12 protein-coding genes are annotated in these 19,169 nt (G+C 70.7%); 6 read left to right on the forward strand and 6 right to left on the reverse strand.

Annotation, left to right across the window (positions count from 1 at the left end; translation table 11 throughout):
• Positions 1-5: 5 nt before the first annotated feature.
• Positions 6-2,084: a prolyl oligopeptidase family serine peptidase gene (locus tag AB0D01_RS01245; protein ID WP_363052863.1), complete on the reverse strand. Its 2,079-nt coding sequence runs from the start codon at positions 2,082-2,084 to the stop codon at positions 6-8.
• 82 nt (positions 2,085-2,166) lie between these two features.
• Between AB0D01_RS01245 and AB0D01_RS01250 the strand changes: the two genes are divergently transcribed.
• A complete protein-coding gene (locus AB0D01_RS01250; protein ID WP_363052865.1) occupies positions 2,167-3,732 on the forward strand; it encodes an MFS transporter in 1,566 nt (521 codons plus the stop codon).
• A gap of 34 nt (positions 3,733-3,766) precedes the next feature.
• Positions 3,767-4,327 carry a hypothetical protein gene (locus tag AB0D01_RS01255; protein WP_363052867.1) on the forward strand — a complete coding sequence of 187 codons (561 nt, stop codon included), beginning with the start codon at positions 3,767-3,769 and terminating at the stop codon, positions 4,325-4,327.
• Positions 4,328-4,363: 36 nt separating this feature from the next.
• Here AB0D01_RS01255 and AB0D01_RS01260 read toward each other — a convergent pair whose 3' ends face one another.
• The 3 genes from AB0D01_RS01260 to AB0D01_RS01270 form a co-directional block, all read right to left on the reverse strand.
• Complete coding sequence (locus tag AB0D01_RS01260) at positions 4,364-5,011, reverse strand: dihydrofolate reductase family protein (protein WP_363052869.1); 648 nt, start codon at positions 5,009-5,011, stop codon at positions 4,364-4,366.
• A 92-nt stretch (positions 5,012-5,103) separates the two neighbouring features.
• Positions 5,104-6,495, reverse strand: coding sequence for a cytochrome P450 (locus AB0D01_RS01265; RefSeq protein WP_363052871.1), 1,392 nt, complete (start codon positions 6,493-6,495; stop codon positions 5,104-5,106).
• Between the two features lie 209 nt (positions 6,496-6,704).
• Positions 6,705-8,234, reverse strand: a complete 1,530-nt coding sequence (locus tag AB0D01_RS01270) for a UDP-N-acetylglucosamine 1-carboxyvinyltransferase (protein ID WP_363052873.1) — start codon at positions 8,232-8,234, stop codon at positions 6,705-6,707.
• A 629-nt stretch (positions 8,235-8,863) separates the two neighbouring features.
• Between AB0D01_RS01270 and acnA the strand changes: the two genes are divergently transcribed.
• The 4 genes from acnA (at position 8,864) to AB0D01_RS01290 (ending at position 15,268) form a co-directional block, all read left to right on the forward strand.
• Positions 8,864-11,578, forward strand: a complete 2,715-nt coding sequence (gene acnA, locus AB0D01_RS01275) for an aconitate hydratase AcnA (protein WP_363052875.1) — start codon at positions 8,864-8,866, stop codon at positions 11,576-11,578.
• Positions 11,579-11,912: 334 nt separating this feature from the next.
• On the forward strand, positions 11,913-13,346 hold the full coding sequence (gene ngcE / locus AB0D01_RS01280; RefSeq protein ID WP_363052877.1) for an N-acetylglucosamine/diacetylchitobiose ABC transporter substrate-binding protein: 1,434 nt from the start codon (positions 11,913-11,915) through the stop codon (positions 13,344-13,346).
• 38 nt (positions 13,347-13,384) lie between these two features.
• Entirely contained in the window at positions 13,385-14,329 is a 945-nt protein-coding gene (locus AB0D01_RS01285; protein WP_363052879.1) for a sugar ABC transporter permease, read from the forward strand.
• A gap of 12 nt (positions 14,330-14,341) precedes the next feature.
• Positions 14,342-15,268, forward strand: coding sequence for a carbohydrate ABC transporter permease (locus AB0D01_RS01290; protein WP_363052880.1), 927 nt, complete (start codon positions 14,342-14,344; stop codon positions 15,266-15,268).
• 51 nt (positions 15,269-15,319) lie between these two features.
• Here the strand turns inward: AB0D01_RS01290 and AB0D01_RS01295 are convergent, their stop codons facing one another.
• Positions 15,320-16,048, reverse strand: a complete 729-nt coding sequence (locus tag AB0D01_RS01295; protein WP_363052882.1) for an MgtC/SapB family protein — start codon at positions 16,046-16,048, stop codon at positions 15,320-15,322.
• A gap of 43 nt (positions 16,049-16,091) precedes the next feature.
• Positions 16,092-18,812, reverse strand: a complete 2,721-nt coding sequence (gene mgtA / locus AB0D01_RS01300) for a magnesium-translocating P-type ATPase (protein WP_363052884.1) — start codon at positions 18,810-18,812, stop codon at positions 16,092-16,094.
• Positions 18,813-19,169: the final 357 nt, after the last annotated feature.

Below are 19,169 nucleotides of genomic sequence, written 5' to 3' on the forward strand. Positions count from 1 at the left end.
AGCCGTCAGAGGGCCAGGGCCTCGCGGAAGAAGGCCAGCTCCTGGGCCATGACCTTCTCCCGGGTGCCGTGCGGGGTCATGTGCGTGACACCGGGCAGGGCCAGCAGCCGGTGCGGGCGGCCCGCGTCGGTGAGGGCGCGGGACAGGCGCAGGGTGTGCGAGGGGTGGACGTTGTCGTCGGTCAGGCCGGTGACCAGCAGCAGGGGCCGGCTCAGCGAGGGCGCGTCGGGGATCAGCGAGTCCCGCTCGTACACCTCGGGGTGCTCCTGCGGCAGGCCCAGGTAGCGCTCGGTGTAGGCGGTGTCGTAGTGGCGGAAGTCGGTGGGCGCGGCCCCGGCGGCGGCCGCGTGGAAGACGTCGGGCCGGCGCAGCACGGCCAGGGCGGACAGGTAGCCGCCGTAGGACCAGCCCCGTACGCCGACCCGGCCGAGGTCCAGGTCGCGGTGGCGGGCGCCCAGGGCCCGGAGGGCTGCGACCTGATCCTCCAGGGTGACGTCGGAGAAGCCCCGGTGCACGGCGTGGGTGAAGGCGGGGGAGACGTAGGGGGTGCCCCGGTTGTCGACGGTGACCACGGCGAAGCCCTGGTCGGCCCACCATTGGCGGGCCTGCCAGCGGCGGGGCTCGGCGCAGACGTCCTGGAAGCCTGGGCCGCCGTAGCTGTCCATCAGGACGGGCAGTCGGTGTCCGGGCACGTGGTGGCGGGGCAGTACGAGTGCGGTGGGGAGGCCGTGCTCGGTGACGCGTTCCAGGAGGGGGACGACCCGGTGGGGCAGCGGGGAGGACAGGTCGGCCGGGGCGAACTCCCGGCCGTCGGCGGTGCGTCCGGCGAAGCGCACTCCGTCGGCGTCGGCGGAGGTCAGCAGCAGGGCCCCGGCGCCGGCGGTGGCCACGGAGTGCACCCCGGGGCCGTCGGCGAGCGGGGTCCGCTCGCCCGTGGTGGGGTCGAGCAGCAGGACCTGCTGTTCGGAGGGGTCGCGCAGGCCGGCCTCGACGATCAGGCGTCCCTGGTGGACGCCGACCACGCGGCGCACCTGGATCCCGTCGTCGGTGAGGGGTTTGCCGTCGACGGCGAGCCCGCGGGCGGCCCCGTCGGGGGTGTCGACGGCGGTGAGCGTCCGTCCGTCGGCCAGCCGCGCGGGGGTGCCCGGCACCATCGGGTCCACCCAGCGGGGGTGCGTGGTGCGCGACAGCTCGCGGGTGCGGCCGGTGGTCGGGTCGGCGGTGAGCAGCAGGACGGTGCGCTGGAGCCGGTCCTGGACGGTCAGCAGGATCTCGCCCGGGCCCGCGCCGTCGCCGGTCCAGTCGACGTCGGAGACGTACGGGAACTCCTCGACGTCCCAGTCGAGGCGCACCCGGGGGCCGTCCGGGCCGAGCACCCACAGCCGCACGTCGGCGTTGGGTCCGCCGGCCTCCGGGTAGGCGAAGTCCTCGGCCGGCAGCTCGGGGTGCGCCGGGTCGGCGAACCAGCGTCGCGGCAGGGCGCCCTCGTCGACGCGGGCGGCGAGCAGGCTCTGCCCGTCCGGTGCCCACCAGTGGCCCCGGGCGCGTCCGAGTTCCTCGGCGGCGGCGAACTCCGCGATGCCCCAGCGGGCCCCGTCGTCCGGGCTGATCCGCCCGCCCGGGACGGTGTGGAGGGCGTCGTCGTCGCCGACGTAGGCGGTGCGCGAGCCGTCGGCGTTCGGGCGGGGGTCGAAGGCGGGAACGGCGGTCGGCAGTTCCTCGGGGGGCGCGTCCGCGCCGGCGGTGACCGCGTGGAGCCGTCCGTGGAGGCAGAACACGGCGCGCCGGCCGTCGGCGGTCAGGGCGTAGGATCCGATCCCGTCGGCGACCAGGCGGGTCCGTTCGCGCAACCGGCGTTCGGCGAGCGGGAGTCGGCCTCCGGGGACGCGCAGGGCGCGGGGGTCGGCCAGCAGGGTCTCGGCGCCGGTGGTGGTGTCGAGGACCCAGAGGGCGTCGAGCGGGTCGGTGGGGCCGGACGAGCGCAGGAACCACAGGAGGCGGCCGTCGTCGCCGAACGAGAAGGCGCGGGGGGCTCCGTGGGTGAAGCGTGCGGTGTCGGCGGAGAGCCTGAGGAAGGGGTCCATAACGGCAGTGTGGCATGTGAAATATCACATGGCCTAGCCCATTCGAGTGGTGGTCCTTGAAAACCGGACATAGCGTCGACTAGTGGACCCGAACGCTCAGCCGACCAACAACGGGACCGACGGCACGGTCCGAGGGAGCGGAAACGGACTGGCCCTGTTCGTCATCGCCTCCTGCCAGCTCATGGTCGTTCTCGACATCACCATCGTGAACATCGCGCTGCCCCACATCCAGACCGCGCTCGACTTCTCGACCGAGAGCCTGTCCTGGGTCGTCAACGCCTACACGCTCACCTTCGGCGGACTCCTCCTCCTCGGCGGACGCACCGGCGACATCCTCGGTCGCAAACGGGTCTTCATCTTCGGCGTCCTGCTCTTCGGCCTGGCCTCCCTCCTCGGCGGCCTCGCCCAGAACGCCGGCCAGCTGATGGCCGCCCGCGCCCTCCAGGGAGTCGGCGGCGCCATCGCCTCCCCGACCGCGTTGGCCCTGATCACCACCACCTTCCGCGAAGGCCCCGCCCGCAACCGCGCGTTCGGCGTCTTCGCCGCCGTGTCGGCGGGCGGCGGCGCGATCGGCCTCCTCGCCGGCGGCCTCCTCGTCGAATGGCTCGACTGGCGCTGGGTCCTGTTCGTCAACGTCCCCATCGCCGCGCTCATCGCCGTCCTCGCCGCCCGCGTCCTGCGCGAATCCGAACGCCGCCCCGGACACTTCGACCTCGCCGGCGCGCTGCTGTCCACCGGCGGCATGGTCGCCCTCGTCTACGGGTTCATCCGCGCCTCCCAGGAGGGCTGGCGCGACGGGGTGACGCTCGGCTCCTTCGCCGCCGCCGTCGTCCTGCTCGCCCTGTTCGTCCTCAACGAACGCCGCTCCCCCCAACCCATCACGCCGCTGCACATGTTCGCCGACCGCAACCGCGCCGGGACCTACGGCATCATGCTCTTCCTCGCCTGCGCGATCTTCGGCATGTTCTTCTTCCTCACCCTCTTCGTCCAGAACGTCCTCGGCTTCAGCCCGCTCCGGGCCGGCCTCGCCTTCCTCCCGGTCAGCGTGATGATCGCGCTGGCGGCCGGCTTCGCCTCCCAGCTGCTGCCCCGCTTCGGACCCAAACCCTTCATGGTCGCGGGCGCGCTGTGCTGCGCCGTCGGACTGGCCTGGCTGACGCGTACGGACGTCGACTCCACGTACCTGGGCAGCGTGCTGGGGCCGATGGTGGTCTTCGCCACCGGCATGGGCCTCCAGTTCGTCTCGCTGACCCTGATGGCCCTGTCCAACGTGCCCGACCGGGAGTCGGGCGCGGCCTCCGGCCTGCTCAACACGATGCAGCAGATCGGCGGGTCGCTCGGCCTGTCCATCCTGGTCACCGTCTTCGGCACGGCGAGCCGGCACGAGGCCAAGGTGCAGGTGCCGGCCTTCCTGGAGACGGCCGGACCCGTACAGAAGGCCCTCTTCGCGCGCACCGGGCAGCTGCCCGGACCGTGGGCCGAGCGGGTCCTCACCTCGGGCGTGAGCGCGTCCTTCGTCGCGGCGTCGCTGTTCACCCTCGTCGGCGCGGTGATCGCGGTGTTCGTCATCCAGGTCCGCCCCTCCGACCTGGCACGACTTCAGGGCAACCACACCCCGGCACCCGTCCCGGGCGACAAGGGTCTGTAGGGTCGACGGATCATCGGACCACGGGGGGACACCAATGTACGGATCGACCATGCGCCGCGCGGCGCTCGCGACGCTCACCGTCACGCTGGCGGCGTTCGCCGTCGGCTGCGGCGGCGAGGAGAAGCCGACCGCGCCCACCGCCAAGTCGTCGGCCTCCGCGCCCGCCTCGGCTCCGGCATCGGCTCCGGCTTCGAGCCCCTCCGCCTCCGCCTCCGTCTCGGCCTCCCCGTCGAGCCCGCGCGGCGCCTCCGCGGCCCCCTCGGCCTCCGGGGGCACGACCGGCACGCCGCCCGAACTGGTCCGCGACGCCTTCGCGGGGCTCCAGGCCACCCTCCAGGAGTCGTGCACCCCGGGCAACTGCGCGTACTTCCTCGGGCGGGTCTACGACGAGCTCCACCGCATGGACCGTGCCATGAAGGCCGACGCCAAGGGGCCGGGCCACTTCCCCGAGCCGATCGCCCTGATCGCGAAGCTCGACAAGGAACTCGGCGGGGACCGGACCTTCGAGAACCTGAAGAAGCACCAGAGCGTCCTGATCTCCACCCGCGACGAGATCAACAGCTGGATGCAGGACCACCCGGACGACTACCGCTAGTCCGACCCCTACCTCGACCTCGACCCCGGCCCGGGGTCACCTCCGCCAGAACAGGTGGTGCGTGACCTCGCCGCCCGGGCTCGGCACCACCTCCAGGTGGAACCGGTCGAGCAGCTCGGCGGGCGACTCCCACAGCCGCGCCCCCGACCCCAGGTCGACGGGGGACACCGCCACGTGCAGGGTGTCGACGAGGTCGGCGTCGAGGAACTCCCGGATGACGCCGGCCCCGCCACCGAGGCGCACGTCCTTGCCCCCCGCCGCCTCCCGCGCCCGCGCGAGCACGGCGGCCGGCTCGCCGGCGACGAAGTGGAACGTGGTGTCGGAGAGCGTGAACGACGGCCGCTCGTGGTGGGTCATGACGAACACCGGGGTGTGGAACGGGGGCTCGTCGCCCCACCACCCGCGCCAGTCGTGGTCGCGCCACGGACCGCGCTGGGGTCCGAACTTGTTGCGGCCCATGATCTCGGCCCCGATGTTGTGCCCGAAGTCCCGGGTGAAGTAGTCGTCGAGGCCGCGGCTGCCGCCCGGCTCGGTGCGCCCCGGCCAGCTCGCCGTCGCACCGGCCCACGCGAACATCTTCGCGGGCTCGGCGTGCCCGAACGGCCGCTCCAGGCTCTGCCCCTCGCCGGCGCCGAACCCGTCGCGCGAGACGTTGAAGTTCTGGACCCTCAGCAGTTGCTCCACCCCGCCATCCAACCCGCGCCGCCCCCCGCCCGCGACCGCCAACCCGGGGAATCCCGCGCCGCGCGGTACCGCGGCGGACGACACGGCCGGGCTCAGCGGTCCACCCGACGGATCCGGCAGCGCGAGGGACCCTCCGTGCGCAGGGTGATCCCGGCGCTCACCGGGACCTCGGTGTCCACGGCCTCGAACTCGTACGCGCGCAGGATCATGGCCAGCGCGATCACCGACTCCAGCATCGAGAAGTGCTGACCTATGCAGGCGCGCGGCCCGCCGCCGAAGGGGAACCAGGCGTAGCGCGGCCGTGCCGCCTCCGCCTCGGGGGTGAACCGGGACGGGTCGAAGCGGTCCGGCTCGCTCCAGTAGGCGGGGTGGCGGTGCGTCACCCACGGCGAGAGGATCACGTCGGCCCCCGCCGGGATGGTGTACCCGCCGATCTCGGTCGCGGCGACGGCCCTGCGCCCGATCACCGGGGCCGCCGGATAGAGCCGCATGGCCTCCTTGAGGACCCGGGTCAGGTACGGCAGACGGTCCAGGTCCGCCGCCTCGGGCGTACGGTCGCCCAGCACGCGGGAGACCTCCTCCCGGGCCCGCGCCTGCTCCTCGGGGTGACGGCCCAGCAGGTGCAGGGCGAAGCCCAGCGAGGTCGCGGTCGTCTCGTGACCGGCCAGCAGGAAGATCAGCACCTGGTCGCGCAGCTCGGTGGCGTCGAAGGCGGCGTCGTCCGCGCTCTGCGCGGCGGCGAGCAGCGTCAGCAGGTCCTCGCCCAGCCCCTCGCCGTGGGAGGCGTCGCGCCGCCCCGTGATGATCGCGTCGCAGACGGCGTACAACTCGTCCATCGCGGCGGCGGCCCGCCGGTTGCCGGGGGTCGGCCAGCCGCGCGGGATGTTGGCGGGGGAGTAGCCGCGGCGCAGCACGTACTCGGTGATGACCGGGAAGCACCGGTCGACCACGTCCACGGTGGTCTCCACGTCGGTGCCGAAGAGGATGCGGGCGACGGCGCGCAGGGCCAGGTGCATCATCTCGGAGGAGACGTCGACGATCCCGTCCCGCGCCCGCGCCCAGGAGGCGAGGACGGCGTCGGTCTCGCCGGCGACGGCCGCGGCGTACCCGTCGACGCGCCTGCGGGTGAACAGCGGCTGCACCAGCCGGCGCTGGCGCAGGTAGTCCTCGTCCTGGCTGGTCAGCAGCCCGTTGCCGAAGGAGGTGCGGACCTCCTGGTAGAAGGTGTTGTCCTTGCGGAAGTTGGCCGCCTCGCCGGCCAGCACCCGCTGGGCGCCCTCGGCCGAGAACACGCAGTACAGCTCGGCGCGCAGGCCGGGCGGGCCGGCGAGGACCCGTACGACGTCCCCGTGCCGCCGGTTGGCGCGCAGGTAGGTGCCGAGCGAGTCGGCCTTCAGGTCGGGGAGCGATCCGAGCAGCGGGACCCCCTCCAGGTCGGGGATCGACGTACCCGTACCCGTGCCGTGCCCGGTGTCCACTGCCATGGCCGCCCCCTCGAAACCGTACCGACGGACCGATTCTGACGCTCGAACCCGTGTTCCGGCGAGGTCGCGTTCAGGTCATCCGGCCAAAAGGCACCGGCTCGCCGCACCTTTGGCACGTACGCGCCGCCCCGCCCCGAAGACGCCGGAGGGCGGCCCCCCGCGGCGTACGGGGGACCGCCCTCCGGCGGACGTCATGGCCTGCGACCGGGTCAGATGTCGCGGAAGATCTCGATCTGGGCGCCGACCGAGTTGAGGCGCTCGGCGAGTTCCTCGTAGCCGCGGTTGATGACGTAGACGTTGCGCAGGACCGAGGTGCCCTCGGCCGCCATCATCGCGAGCAGGACGACCACCGCGGGGCGCAGGGCCGGCGGGCACATCATCTCGGCCGCGCGCCAGCGGGTGGGGCCCTCGACCAGGACGCGGTGGGGGTCCAGGAGCTGGAGGCGTCCGCCGAGGCGGTTGAGGTCGGTCAGGTAGATGGCCCGGTTGTCGTACACCCAGTCGTGGATCAGGGTCTGGCCCTGGGCCGCGGCCGCGATGGCGGCGAAGAAGGGGACGTTGTCGATGTTCAGCCCGGGGAAGGGCATCGGGTGGATCTTGTCGATCGGGGCTTCGAGCTTCGAGGGGCGCACCGTCAGGTCGACCAGGCGGGTGCGGCCGTTGTCGGCGACGTACTCCGCGGAGCGGTCGTGGTCGAGGCCCATCTCCTCCAGGACCGCGAGCTCGATCTCCATGAACTCGATCGGGACCCGGCGGATCGTCAGCTCCGACTCGGTGACCACGGCGGCGGCCAGCAGGCTCATCGCCTCGACCGGGTCCTCGGAGGGGGAGTAGTCGACGTCGACGTCGATCACGGGGACGCCGTGGACGGTGAGGGTGGTGGTGCCGATGCCCTCGACCTCGACGCCCAGCGCCTCCAGGAAGAAGCACAGGTCCTGGACCATGTAGTTGGAGGAGGCGTTGCGGATGACGGTGACGCCGTCGTGGCGGGCCGCGGCCAGCAGGGCGTTCTCGGTGACCGTGTCCCCGCGCTCGGTCAGCACGATCGGGCGGTCGGGGGAGACGCCCGCCTCGACCTGCGCGTGGTAGATGCCCTCGGTCGCGGTGATGTCCAGGCCGAAGCGGCGCAGGGCGATCATGTGCGGCTCGATGGTGCGGGTGCCGAGGTCGCAGCCACCGGCGTACGGCAGGCGGAACTGGTCCATCCGGTGCAGCAGGGGGCCCAGGAACATGATGATGCTGCGGGTGCGGCGGGCCGCCTCCGCGTCGATGGCGTCCATGTCGAGGCGGGCCGGGGGGACGATCTCCAGGTCCACGCCGTCGTTGATCCAGCGGGTGCGGACGCCGATGGAGTTCAGCACCTCCAGGAGGCGGTAGACCTCCTCGATGCGCGCGACCCGACGCAGGACCGTACGGCCCTTGTTGAGCAGCGTGGCGCAGAGCAGGGCCACGCAGGCGTTCTTGCTCGTCTTGACGTCGATGGCGCCGGAGAGCCGTCGGCCGCCGACGACGCGCAGGTGCATCGGGCCGGCGTAACCCAGGGAGACGATCTCGCTGTCGAGCGCTTCGCCGATCCGGGCGATCATCTCAAGGCTGATGTTCTGGTTGCCGCGCTCGATGCGGTTCACGGCGCTCTGGCTCGTGCCGAGCGCGTCGGCGAGCTGACTCTGTGTCCAGCCACGGTGCTGCCGGGCGTCACGGATGAGCTTGCCGATGCGTACGAGGTAGTCGTCTGCCATGGGTGCACGGTATCTCAGATATGAGATGGAGATCGCTTCGGACGTGGCGGACGGGTGTTACTGCCCGTCAGTTCGCGGTCCCGGTGCGGCGGGTGTGCGGGGTGTGAGCTGCGTCGTTGTCCGTCGGGGCGGGTGGGGCTGCTGTTGTTTCCAGGGTGCAAAAGGAAGTTGGTCCGTTTTGCGTGTCCTGTGATGAATTGGAGCATGGTGTACGGGGGTCCGCCCGGCGGGTTCGGCCGTTCGGTGGTGCCAGGCCTCCCGGCCCCGGCGCCTCGTCGCCCCCTTCGTCCGTCCCGACCGCCGGCCCCGCGCGCGGCCGTCCGGGGGAGGGGGGTGGGCCTCGTCCGCGGCCCCCGTGCCGCCTCGGTCGAGGGCGTCCGCCGCGCGCGTCCGGGCAGGCCCGTGCCCCCGGTCGACGGAAGGTCGCGACGGGTCGTGGGGCGCGCGCCTCGTCGTCGCCCCGGACATGTACTAGAGTTATCTCGACATCGAGATATCTGCCGAAGGCGTACCGCAGCCGCCCCCGCTGGTAAGGGTTACCTAACTTAGCCTTACCTTAGCGGATTGGCCAGAGGGCGTGGCGGCAGGATTGCGGTAATACGCGCGAATCATGCATGAAGGAGACTGTCGTGTCGGCGAACAGCTTCGACGCCCGCAGCACGCTGCAGGTGGGCGACGAGTCGTACGAGATCTTCCGGCTGGACAAGGTCGAAGGCGCCGCCCGCCTTCCCTACAGCCTGAAGGTCCTGCTGGAGAACCTGCTCCGCACCGAGGACGGCGCGAACATCACCGCCGACCACATCCGGGCGCTCGGTGGCTGGGACTCCCAGGCCCAGCCCAGCCAGGAGATCCAGTTCACGCCGGCCCGCGTGATCATGCAGGACTTCACCGGCGTCCCCTGCGTCGTCGACCTCGCCACCATGCGCGAGGCCGTCAAGGCGCTCGGCGGCGACCCGGCGAAGGTCAACCCGCTGTCGCCGGCCGAGATGGTCATCGACCACTCGGTCATCGCCGACAAGTTCGGCACGAAGGACGCCTTCGCGCAGAACGTCGAGCTGGAGTACGGCCGCAACAAGGAGCGCTACCAGTTCCTGCGCTGGGGCCAGACCGCCTTCGACGACTTCAAGGTCGTCCCCCCGGGCACCGGCATCGTCCACCAGGTCAACATCGAGCACCTGGCCCGCACGGTCATGGTCCGGGGCGGCCAGGCCTACCCCGACACCCTGGTCGGCACCGACTCGCACACCACCATGGTCAACGGCCTGGGCGTGCTGGGCTGGGGCGTCGGGGGCATCGAGGCCGAGGCCGCGATGCTCGGCCAGCCGGTCTCCATGCTGATCCCGCGCGTCGTCGGCTTCAAGCTGACCGGCGAGCTGCCCACCGGCACCACCGCCACCGACCTCGTGCTGACGATCACCGAGATGCTGCGCAAGCACGGCGTCGTCGGCAAGTTCGTCGAGTTCTACGGTGAGGGCGTCGCCGCCACCTCCCTGGCCAACCGCGCCACCATCGGCAACATGTCGCCGGAGTTCGGCTCCACCGCCGCGATCTTCCCGATCGACGGCGAGACCCTGAAGTACCTGCGCCTGACCGGCCGCGACGCCCAGCAGGTCGCGCTCGTCGAGGCGTACGCCAAGGAGCAGGGCCTGTGGCTGGACCCGGCCGCCGAGCCGGACTTCTCCGAGAAGCTGGAGCTCGACCTCTCCACGGTCGTCCCCTCCATCGCCGGCCCGAAGCGCCCGCAGGACCGCATCGTCCTCGCCAACGCCGCCGAGCAGTTCGCCGTGGACGTGCGCAACTACGTCAGCGACGACGAGGAGGCCGGCAAGGAGTCCTTCCCGGCGTCCGACGCCCCGGCCGCCGCCAACGGCGTCCCGACCCGTCCGACCCAGGTCACCCTGGCCGACGGCACCTCCTTCGAGATCGACCACGGCGCCGTCACCGTCGCCGCGATCACCTCCTGCACCAACACCTCGAACCCCTACGTCATGGTCGCCGCGGCGCTCGTGGCCAAGAAGGCGGTCGAGAAGGGCCTGACCCGCAAGCCCTGGGTCAAGACCACCCTGGCCCCGGGCTCGAAGGTCGTCACCGACTACTTCGACAAGGCCGGCCTGACCCCGTACCTCGACAAGATGGGCTTCAACCTCGTCGGGTACGGCTGCACCACCTGCATCGGCAACTCCGGTCCGCTGGACGAGGAGATCTCGAAGGCGATCAACGAGCACGACCTCGCGGTCACCTCGGTCCTCTCGGGCAACCGCAACTTCGAGGGTCGCATCAACCCCGACGTCAAGATGAACTACCTGGCGTCCCCGCCGCTGGTCGTCGCGTACGCCATCGCGGGCTCGATGAAGGTGGACATCACCAGCGAGGCCATCGGCACCGACGCCGAGGGCAAGCCGGTCTTCCTCGCGGACATCTGGCCCTCCGAGGCCGAGGTCAACGACGTCGTGGCGAACGCCATCGGCGAGGACATGTTCAGCAAGTCCTACCAGGACGTCTTCGCGGGCGACGCCCAGTGGCAGGCGCTGTCGATCCCGACGGGCAACACCTTCGAGTGGGACCCGCAGTCGACCTACGTCCGCAAGCCCCCCTACTTCGAGGGCATGACGATGGAGACCACCCCGGTCTCCGACATCGCCGGCGCCCGCGTGCTGGCGAAGCTGGGCGACTCGGTCACCACCGACCACATCTCCCCGGCCGGTGCGATCAAGGCCGACACCCCGGCCGGCAAGTACCTCACGGAGCACGGCGTCGAGCGCCGCGACTTCAACTCCTACGGTTCCCGCCGCGGCAACCACGAGGTCATGATCCGCGGTACGTTCGCCAACATCCGCCTGCGCAACCAGATCGCGCCGGGCACCGAGGGCGGCTTCACCCGCGACTTCACCGTCGAGGGCGCGCCGGTCTCCTTCATCTACGACGCCTCCCAGAACTACCAGGCCGCCGGCATCCCGCTGGTCATCCTGGCGGGCAAGGAGTACGGCTCGGGCTCGTCCCGCGACTGGGCCGCCAAGGGCACCGCGCTGCTCGGCGTCAAGGCCGTCATCGCCGAGTCCTACGAGCGCATCCACCGCTCGAACCTGATCGGCATGGGCGTCCTGCCCCTGCAGTTCCCCGAGGGCGCCACCGCGGCCTCGCTCGGCCTCACCGGCGAGGAGACCTTCTCCTTCACCGGTGTGGAGGAGCTGAACGACGGCACCACCCCGCGCACCGTCAAGGTCACCACCGACAGCGGTGTCTCCTTCGACGCGGTCGTCCGCATCGACACGCCGGGCGAGGCCGACTACTACCGCAACGGCGGCATCATGCAGTACGTGCTGCGCAACCTGATCCGCGGCTAAGGACCAGGGCACGCCAGGCGGAGGCCAATCAGTCTCCCCGGCGCCGACAGTCGGCACCATAGGGCCGTATCCCCTGCGAAGGGGATACGGCCCTTCCGCTTTTCGCGGCGAGGTCCCAGATGACGGACAGGTCTCAACTCGGAAAAGCCGGGAACGATCCTTGTGCACGATCTTGCTCCGGCGAGCGGAAGTGGACTATACCTGTGCCCGTCCGGGGCCACCGCGCGACGAGCGGGCCCGGACCGGGGGATGGCGGTGACCTGCGATGATGCCCTCCTGGGCAGCAACTGCCGTGATTTCCGGCCTCCTTCACACTTCTGACGAAGGCGAGGACATGAGCATGGGATCCACTGGTGAGGGCCTCGGCCGCCGTGATCTGATCAAGCGTTCCGCGGCGCTCGGACTGATCGCCGTGCCGACGATGAGCTTCCTGTCGGCCTGCGCCTCCGGCGGCGAGGACACCTCCACGAAGGGCCCGGACAAGGGGCTCGTGTCCAAGGAGAACCCGTTCGGCGTCGCCAAGGGCGGCAAACTCGACGTGGTCGTCTTCAAGGGCGGCTTCGGCGACGACTACGCCAAGGCCTGGGAGGCCGCCTTCGACAAGAAGTGGGGCACCACCAGCTCCCACCTCGGCACCCAGGAGATCGCCGCCAAGCTCCAGCCCCGCTTCAACGGCGGCAACCCGCCGGACGTCGTCGACGACTCCGGCGCCCAGCAGATCAAGGTCGACGTACTCGCCAAGGGCGGCCAGCTGGCCGACCTCACCGTCGTGCTCGACGCCCCCTCGCTCGACGACCCGACCAAGAAGGTGCGCGACACCCTCATTGCGGGCACCGTCGAACAGGGCACCCAGGGCGGCAAGTTCGTCTCCCTGAACTACGTCTACACCGTGTTCGGCCTCTGGTACTCCGGCAAGCTCTTCAAGGAGAAGGGCTGGACCGAGCCCAAGACCTGGGACGAGTTCCTGGCCGTGTGCGCCAAGGCCAAGGAGGCCGGCATCGGCGGCCTGGCCCACCAGGGGAAGTACCCGTACTACATCAACGTCGTGATCATGGACCTGATCGCCAAGAAGGGCGGTCTGGAGGCCATGAAGGCCATCGACAACCTGGAGCCGAACGCCTTCGAGGGCAACGCGGCCGCCCTGGCCGCCGTCGAGGCGGTCTACGAGGTGGTGGAGAAGGGCTACCTCATGCCCGGCACCAACGGCCTCACCCACACGGAGTCCCAGACCGCCTGGAACCAGTACCGGGCGGCCTTCATCCCCTCCGGCTCCTGGCTGGAGAACGAGCAGCTCAAGCAGACCCCCGACGACTTCGACATGAAGTTCCTGCCGGTGCCGGTCCTCGCCGACAGCAAGCTGCCCTTCACCGCCATCCGCGCCGGTGCCAACGAGCCCTTCATCGTCCCGGAGAAGGCCGCCAACAAGGCCGGCGGCCTGGAGTTCCTGCGCTCCATGCTCTCCCGCGAATGGTCGACGATCTTCGCTCAGCAGGCCAACTCGCTCACCGTCGTCAAGGACGGCGTGGACCCGAGCGTCAAGCTCCGCCCGGGCACCCAGTCGGCCGTGGCCGCCGTCAAGACGGCCGGGGAGAACACCTTCAACTACCTCTACCCCGACTGGTACAGCGAGATGGACACCGAGATCCAGAACGCGTCCAATGAGCTGATGGCCCAGCGGATCCAGCCAAAGGAGTGGATCAAGCGGGCACAGGCTGCGGTAGACAAGGCTGCCAAGGACCCCAACGCCAAGAACAACCACCGCAGCTGACCCCACGTCCACCGGCAGCGTCATCAGGGACGGACACCATGAGCCAAGTAGCCAGGGGCAGGGGACGGACCGGCTTCATCGCCGGCTTCCTCATCCTGCCGCTCGCCCTGTATCTGACTTTCGTCATCTGGCCGTACGTTCAGACGTTCGGCTACTCCTTCACCAACTGGTCGGGCCAGTCGCCGACGTTCGACTTCGTCGGCCTGGAGAACTACTCGGCCCTGATGAAGGACGAGGTCTTCCGCGGCGCCCTGTGGCACAACCTGCTGCTCCTGGTGTTCGTCCCGACGATCACCATCCTGCTCGCCCTCTTCTTCGCCTTCATGGTGAACGCGGGAGGGCGCAGCGGGGCCGGCGGGGTGCGCGGGGTCCGCGGATCGGCCGTCTACAAGATCGTCTACTTCTTCCCGCAGGTCCTCTCCCTCGCCATCCTCGCGGTCCTCTTCGGCGCGGTGTACCGCAGCGACGCCGGCGGCCTGCTGAACGGGTTCCTCGCCAAAATCGGCCTCGTCGACCCGGCCCGTCCCGTCGAATGGCTCAACCAGCCCAACCTGGTCCTGTGGTGCCTGCTGCTCGTCGTGGTCTGGCACGGCGTCGGCTTCTACCTCGTCCTCTTCTCGGCCGCCATGCAGTCCGTGCCCAAGGACATCTACGAGGCCGCCCTGCTCGACGGCGCCGGCCGCGCCCAGACCTTCGTCAAGGTCACGCTGCCCCTGCTCTGGGACTCCGTACAGACCTCGGCGGTCTACCTGGGCATCGCCGCGATGGACATGTTCGTCCTGGTGTCGACCATGACCTCCGGCCAGTTCGGCGGCGGCCCCGACCACCACAGCGAGGTCATGGCCACCGTCCTGATGCGCAACTTCCTGTACTTCGGCAAGAGCGGCTACGCGTGCGCCATGGGCGTCGTGATGCTGGTCCTGACGATGATCCTCTCCGTCATCACGCTGCGCGCCACCCGCCGCGAGCGCATCGAGTTCTGAGCGGGAGACACCGTGACCACAGTCATCAAGGCACCCGGCGAGTCCGCGGCCGAGAAGTCCGGCGGCGACGGCAGTCCGAAGGGGGACCGGAAGACCGGCTCCGAGGGCGTGGTGCTCAACGTCTTCTCCCACGGCTTCCTCGCCCTGTGGGCCATACTGATCGTCCTGCCCCTGATCTGGCTGGCGCTCGGCTCGTTCAAGACCGACTCGCAGATCGGCGGCTCGGCCCTCAGCTGGCCCTCCAACTGGCACTTCGACGCCTTCGCCCGCGCCTGGGACAAGGGCATCGGCGGCTATTTCGGCCACACGCTGATCGTGCTGGCCTTCTCCGTGCCGCTGACCATGCTGCTGGGCTCGATGGCGGCGTACGTCCTGGCCCGCTACCCCTTCCGGGGGAACCGGATCGTCTACTACTTCTTCGTCAGCGGGGCGATGTTCCCCGTGTTCCTGGCGCTCGTACCGCTGTTCTTCATGGTCAAGCGCCTGGACATGCTGAACACGTACCAGGGGCTGATCCTGGTCTACGTCGCCTACTCGATGCCCTTCACCGTCTTCTTCATGCACTCCTTCTTCCGCACCCTGCCGACGGCGGTGCACGAGGCGGCGGTGATCGACGGGGCCTCCGACACCCGGATCTTCTTCCAGGTGATGCTGCCGATGGCCAAGCCCGGCCTGATCAGCGTGGGGATATTCAATGTCCTGGGCCAGTGGAACCAGTACATCCTGCCCTCCGTGCTGATGCAGCCCCAGAGCGGATCGGACCCCGAGCGCTACATGCTCACCCAGGGCCTGATCCAACTCCAGTACCAGATGGGCTACGAGACGGACCTGCCGGTGCTGTTCGCCGGCGTGACCATCGCGATGATCCCCATGCTGGTGGTCTACCTCTCCTTCCAGCGCCAGATCCAGGCCGGACTGACCTCCGCCACCCTCAAGTAGCGCGCCCCGCGGCGGCGCCCCGCCTCGGCGGCGCGCCGTCAGGGCGCGCCGTCAGCGGGCGCCGTCGGGGACCAGCGACCAGCCGACCGCCGAGACCGCAGGGTCGAGCGAGAGGTTGCCCACCGCCTCCTCCAACGCGCGACCCTCCTCGCCCTCGGCGGTCAGCAGCGCCGAGACCGTCACCAGGCCCGGGGCCGGGCCGTCGACACTGCGGATCTCCCGCAGTCGGCAGCCCGGCCGGCCCAGCGCGTCGACCACGCGGCGGCGGAGGTGGGCCTCCTCCGCCTCGGGGCAGACCGCCTCGAAGTGGTAGTCACGGGCGACCTCGGCCCCGCCGCGCGGCGCCCGGTCCAGCCGCCGGCCCAGCGGGCGCAGCAGCAGGTTGGCCCCGACGACGCCCGCCGTGCCGCAGGCCGCCAGGACGAACAGGCCCACCCCGGCCAGGCAGCCCACGGCCGCCGAGCACCACAGGGTGGCGGCCGTGTTCAGGCCCTGGATGCCGAGCCCGTCCCGCATGATGACCCCGGCGCCGAGGAAGCCGATCCCGGAGACGATCTGCGCCGCGACCCGCGAGCCGTCGTACCCGACCTCCGAGACCGTGCTCAGGAAGCCGTACTGCGAGAGCAGCACGAACAGCGCCGCCCCGCCCGCGACCAGGGCGTTCGTCCGCAGGCCCGCCATCCGGGCCCGCCACTGCCGCTCCAGGCCGATGATCGAGCCGAAGCCGAGCGCGGCGGCCAGGTGCGCGGCCATCTGTCCTTCGCCGATGATCGTGCTCATCGCCGTCCTCCTTCCCCGCCTCCCGGCGCGGTGTCCGCTCCGGCTACAGCCAGGTGCCGAAGCGGCGGATGTACCGGGTCTTCACGAACTGCGTGAGGGTGCAGTACGCGAGCAGCACGCCGACCAGCCACGGGAAGTAGGAGGCGGGCAGGGCCACGAAGCCCAGCGAGGGGGCCAGCGGCGAGAACGGCAGCCACAGTCCCGTCAGCACCGCGAGGACGGTCATCACCATCACCGGCCAGGAGGCGCGGGACTGGACGAAGGGGATCTTCCGGGTGCGGATCATGTGGACGATCAGGGTCTGCGAGAGCAGTCCCTCGACGAACCAGCCGGACTGGAAGAGCGCCTGGTGCGCCTCGCTGTTCGCGGCGAACACGTTCCACATGATCGCGAACATGGCGATGTCGAAGATCGAGCTGATCGGGCCGATGGTGACCATGAAGCGGAGGATGCCCTTGGCGTCCCAGTTGCGCGGCTTGCGCAGGTACTCCTCGTCCATGCGGTCCCAGGGGGTCGCGAGCTGGGAGATGTCGTAGACGAGGTTCTGCACCAGGAGCATGATCGCGAGCATCGGCTGGAAGGGGATGAACGCGCTCGCCACCAGGACCGAGAAGACGTTGCCGAAGTTCGAGGACGCCGTCATCTTGATGTACTTGATGGTGTTGCCGAAGGTGGTGCGGCCCTGGACGACGCCCTGCTCCAGGACGGTGAGGTCCTTCTCCAGCAGGATGATGTCCGCCGACTCCTTGGCGATGTCCACGGCGGTGTCCACGGAGACGCCGACGTCGGCGTCGCGCAGCGCGGCCGCGTCGTTGATGCCGTCCCCGAGGAAGCCGACGGTGTGTCCCTCGGCCTGGAGGGCCCGTACGATCCGGGCCTTCTGGACCGGGTTGACCTTGGCGAAGACGCTCGTACGCGCGGCCAGGGCGCGCAGCGCCGTGTCGTCGAGCCCGTCGACCTCGCCGCCCGAGACCACGTGGCCGACCTCGATGCCGACGTCGGCGCAGACGCGCGCGGCGACCAGCTCGTTGTCGCCGGTGACCACCTTGACCGTGATGCCCTTGTCGGCGAGGCCGCGCAGGGCCGCGGCGGCGGAGGCCTTCGGCGGGTCGAGGAAGGCCAGGAACCCGACCAGGGTCAGGCCGTCCTCGTCGGCGACGGTGTAGGTGTCGCGCGGGGCGTCGACGGTGCGCGTGGCGACGGCCAGGACGCGCAGGCCCTGGCGGTTGTGGTCCTCGGCGACGCGGGTGACGCGGTCGCGCAGCCGCTCGTCGAGTTCCACCGTCTCGCCGCGGTCGCGCAGGTGGGTGCAGAGGGCGAGGACCTCCTCCACCGCACCCTTGGTGATCACGACGTGCTCGGCGGGGCCGGCGCCGGCGGCGAGGGCGTTGCGGGACAGGACCACGGACATGCGGCGTCGGGCGAAGTCGAAGGGGATCTCGTCGACCATCGAGAACCGTGCGTCGACGACAACCTCCTCGGCCTCGTCCACGCGGTCGATGACCGCCTGGTCCATCAGGTTGCGCAGGCCCGTCTGGAAGTGGGCGTTGAGGTAGCCGTACTCCAGGACCTCGCCGTCCTCGGCGCCGTGCACGTCGAGGTAGCGGTCCAGGACGATGCGGTCCTCGGTCAGGGTGCCGGTCTTGTCGGTGCACAGCACGTCCATCGCGCCCAGGTTCTGGATCGCGTTGAGCCGCTTGACGACGACCTTCCGCCGGGACATGGCCACGGCTCCGCGCGCCAGGTTGGCGGAGACGACCATGGGCAGCATCTCGGGGGTCAGGCCGACCGCCACCGCCACACCGAAGAGGAAGGCTTCGTTCCAGTCGCCTTTGGTGAACCCGTTGACCATGAAGACGACCGGGACCATGACCAGCATGAAGCGGATCAGCAGGAAGCTGACCCGGCGCACGCCGTTGTCGAAGTTGGTCTGCGGGCGCTCGCCCACGAGCGAGCCGGCCATGGAACCGAACCAGGTGTCGGCGCCCGTGGCCACGACGACGCCGGTCGCCGTGCCGGAGGTGACCGAGGTGCCCATCAGGCAGAGGTTGTCCGCCTCGACGGGGTCGCCGGAGCCCTCCCGGCCGAGGTCGTCCGGCCGGGTGTCGGCCTTGGCGACCGGCAACGACTCGCCCGACAGCGCGGCCTGAGCGACCATCAGGTCCTTGGCGGTGACGAGCCGCAGGTCGGCGGGGACGATGTCGCCCGCCGCGAGCCTCACCATGTCGCCCGGCACCACCCGGTCCATCGGCACCTCGAAGGTGGTGGGCGCCGCGCCGCTGCCGACCCGTCGCTGGACCGCGCAGGTGGTGGTGACGAGCCGTTGCAGCGCGTCGGCGGCGCGGCCCGAGCGGTACTCCTGCCAGAACCGCAGCAGACCGCTGACCCCGACCATCACGCCCAGGATGACGACGCCCGGGTCGGCGGGGTCCTGCCAGAACATCACGGCCGCCAGGAAGACCAGGACGCCGATGAAGGGGTTGCAGTACGCCTTGGCGAGCTGGGCGAACCAGCGCGGCGCGCGCTCGCGGTCGACGGCGTTCGGGCCGTGGAGCTCCAGGCGCAGCGCGGCCTCGGCGTGGGTGAGGCCCTCGCGCGAGGTGTCGACGTCCTGGAGCACCCGCACGACGGGGCGGGCGGCGACGGCCGCGAGGCGCTCGGCGACCCGGCGGGTCCCGGCCTCCAGTTCGGCGGCCCTGCGCTCGCGGCGGGTGCGGCCCGGCGGCGCGAGCTTGGTCGGGGTACGGGGGGTGAGCATGGTCATGACGAATCCCTCCCTCCACGGTGCCGGAGCGGCGCGCGGCCGCGCGGTCACGTGGAGTGGTCATGGTGCGGCGCGGCGTGGCGCGAGGGGCCACGGCCGAGCCGAGGGGCATGGGGGCGCGTGCCCGACACGAAATGCGGGGCATGCGCGAGGAATGAAAAGATGCACGGAGCGGCGAAAGGCGGTGCCGCACGTACGCGCGGAAGGTCGGCCGGCCCGGAAGGGTCAGCGGACGTGAGCGCTGCGAGGACTTCGGTCGGGACTCATCCCGAACACCTCCTTGCGTAGCGCTGTCATGGCGGGCGCCCGATCCGACCGGAAAAGTCGCAGATGACCGGCGCCTTAGCGACCGTAGCA

This window comes from Streptomyces sp. NPDC048606 (assembly GCF_040650855.1).
Classification (GTDB): Bacteria; Actinomycetota; Actinomycetes; order Streptomycetales; family Streptomycetaceae; genus Streptomyces.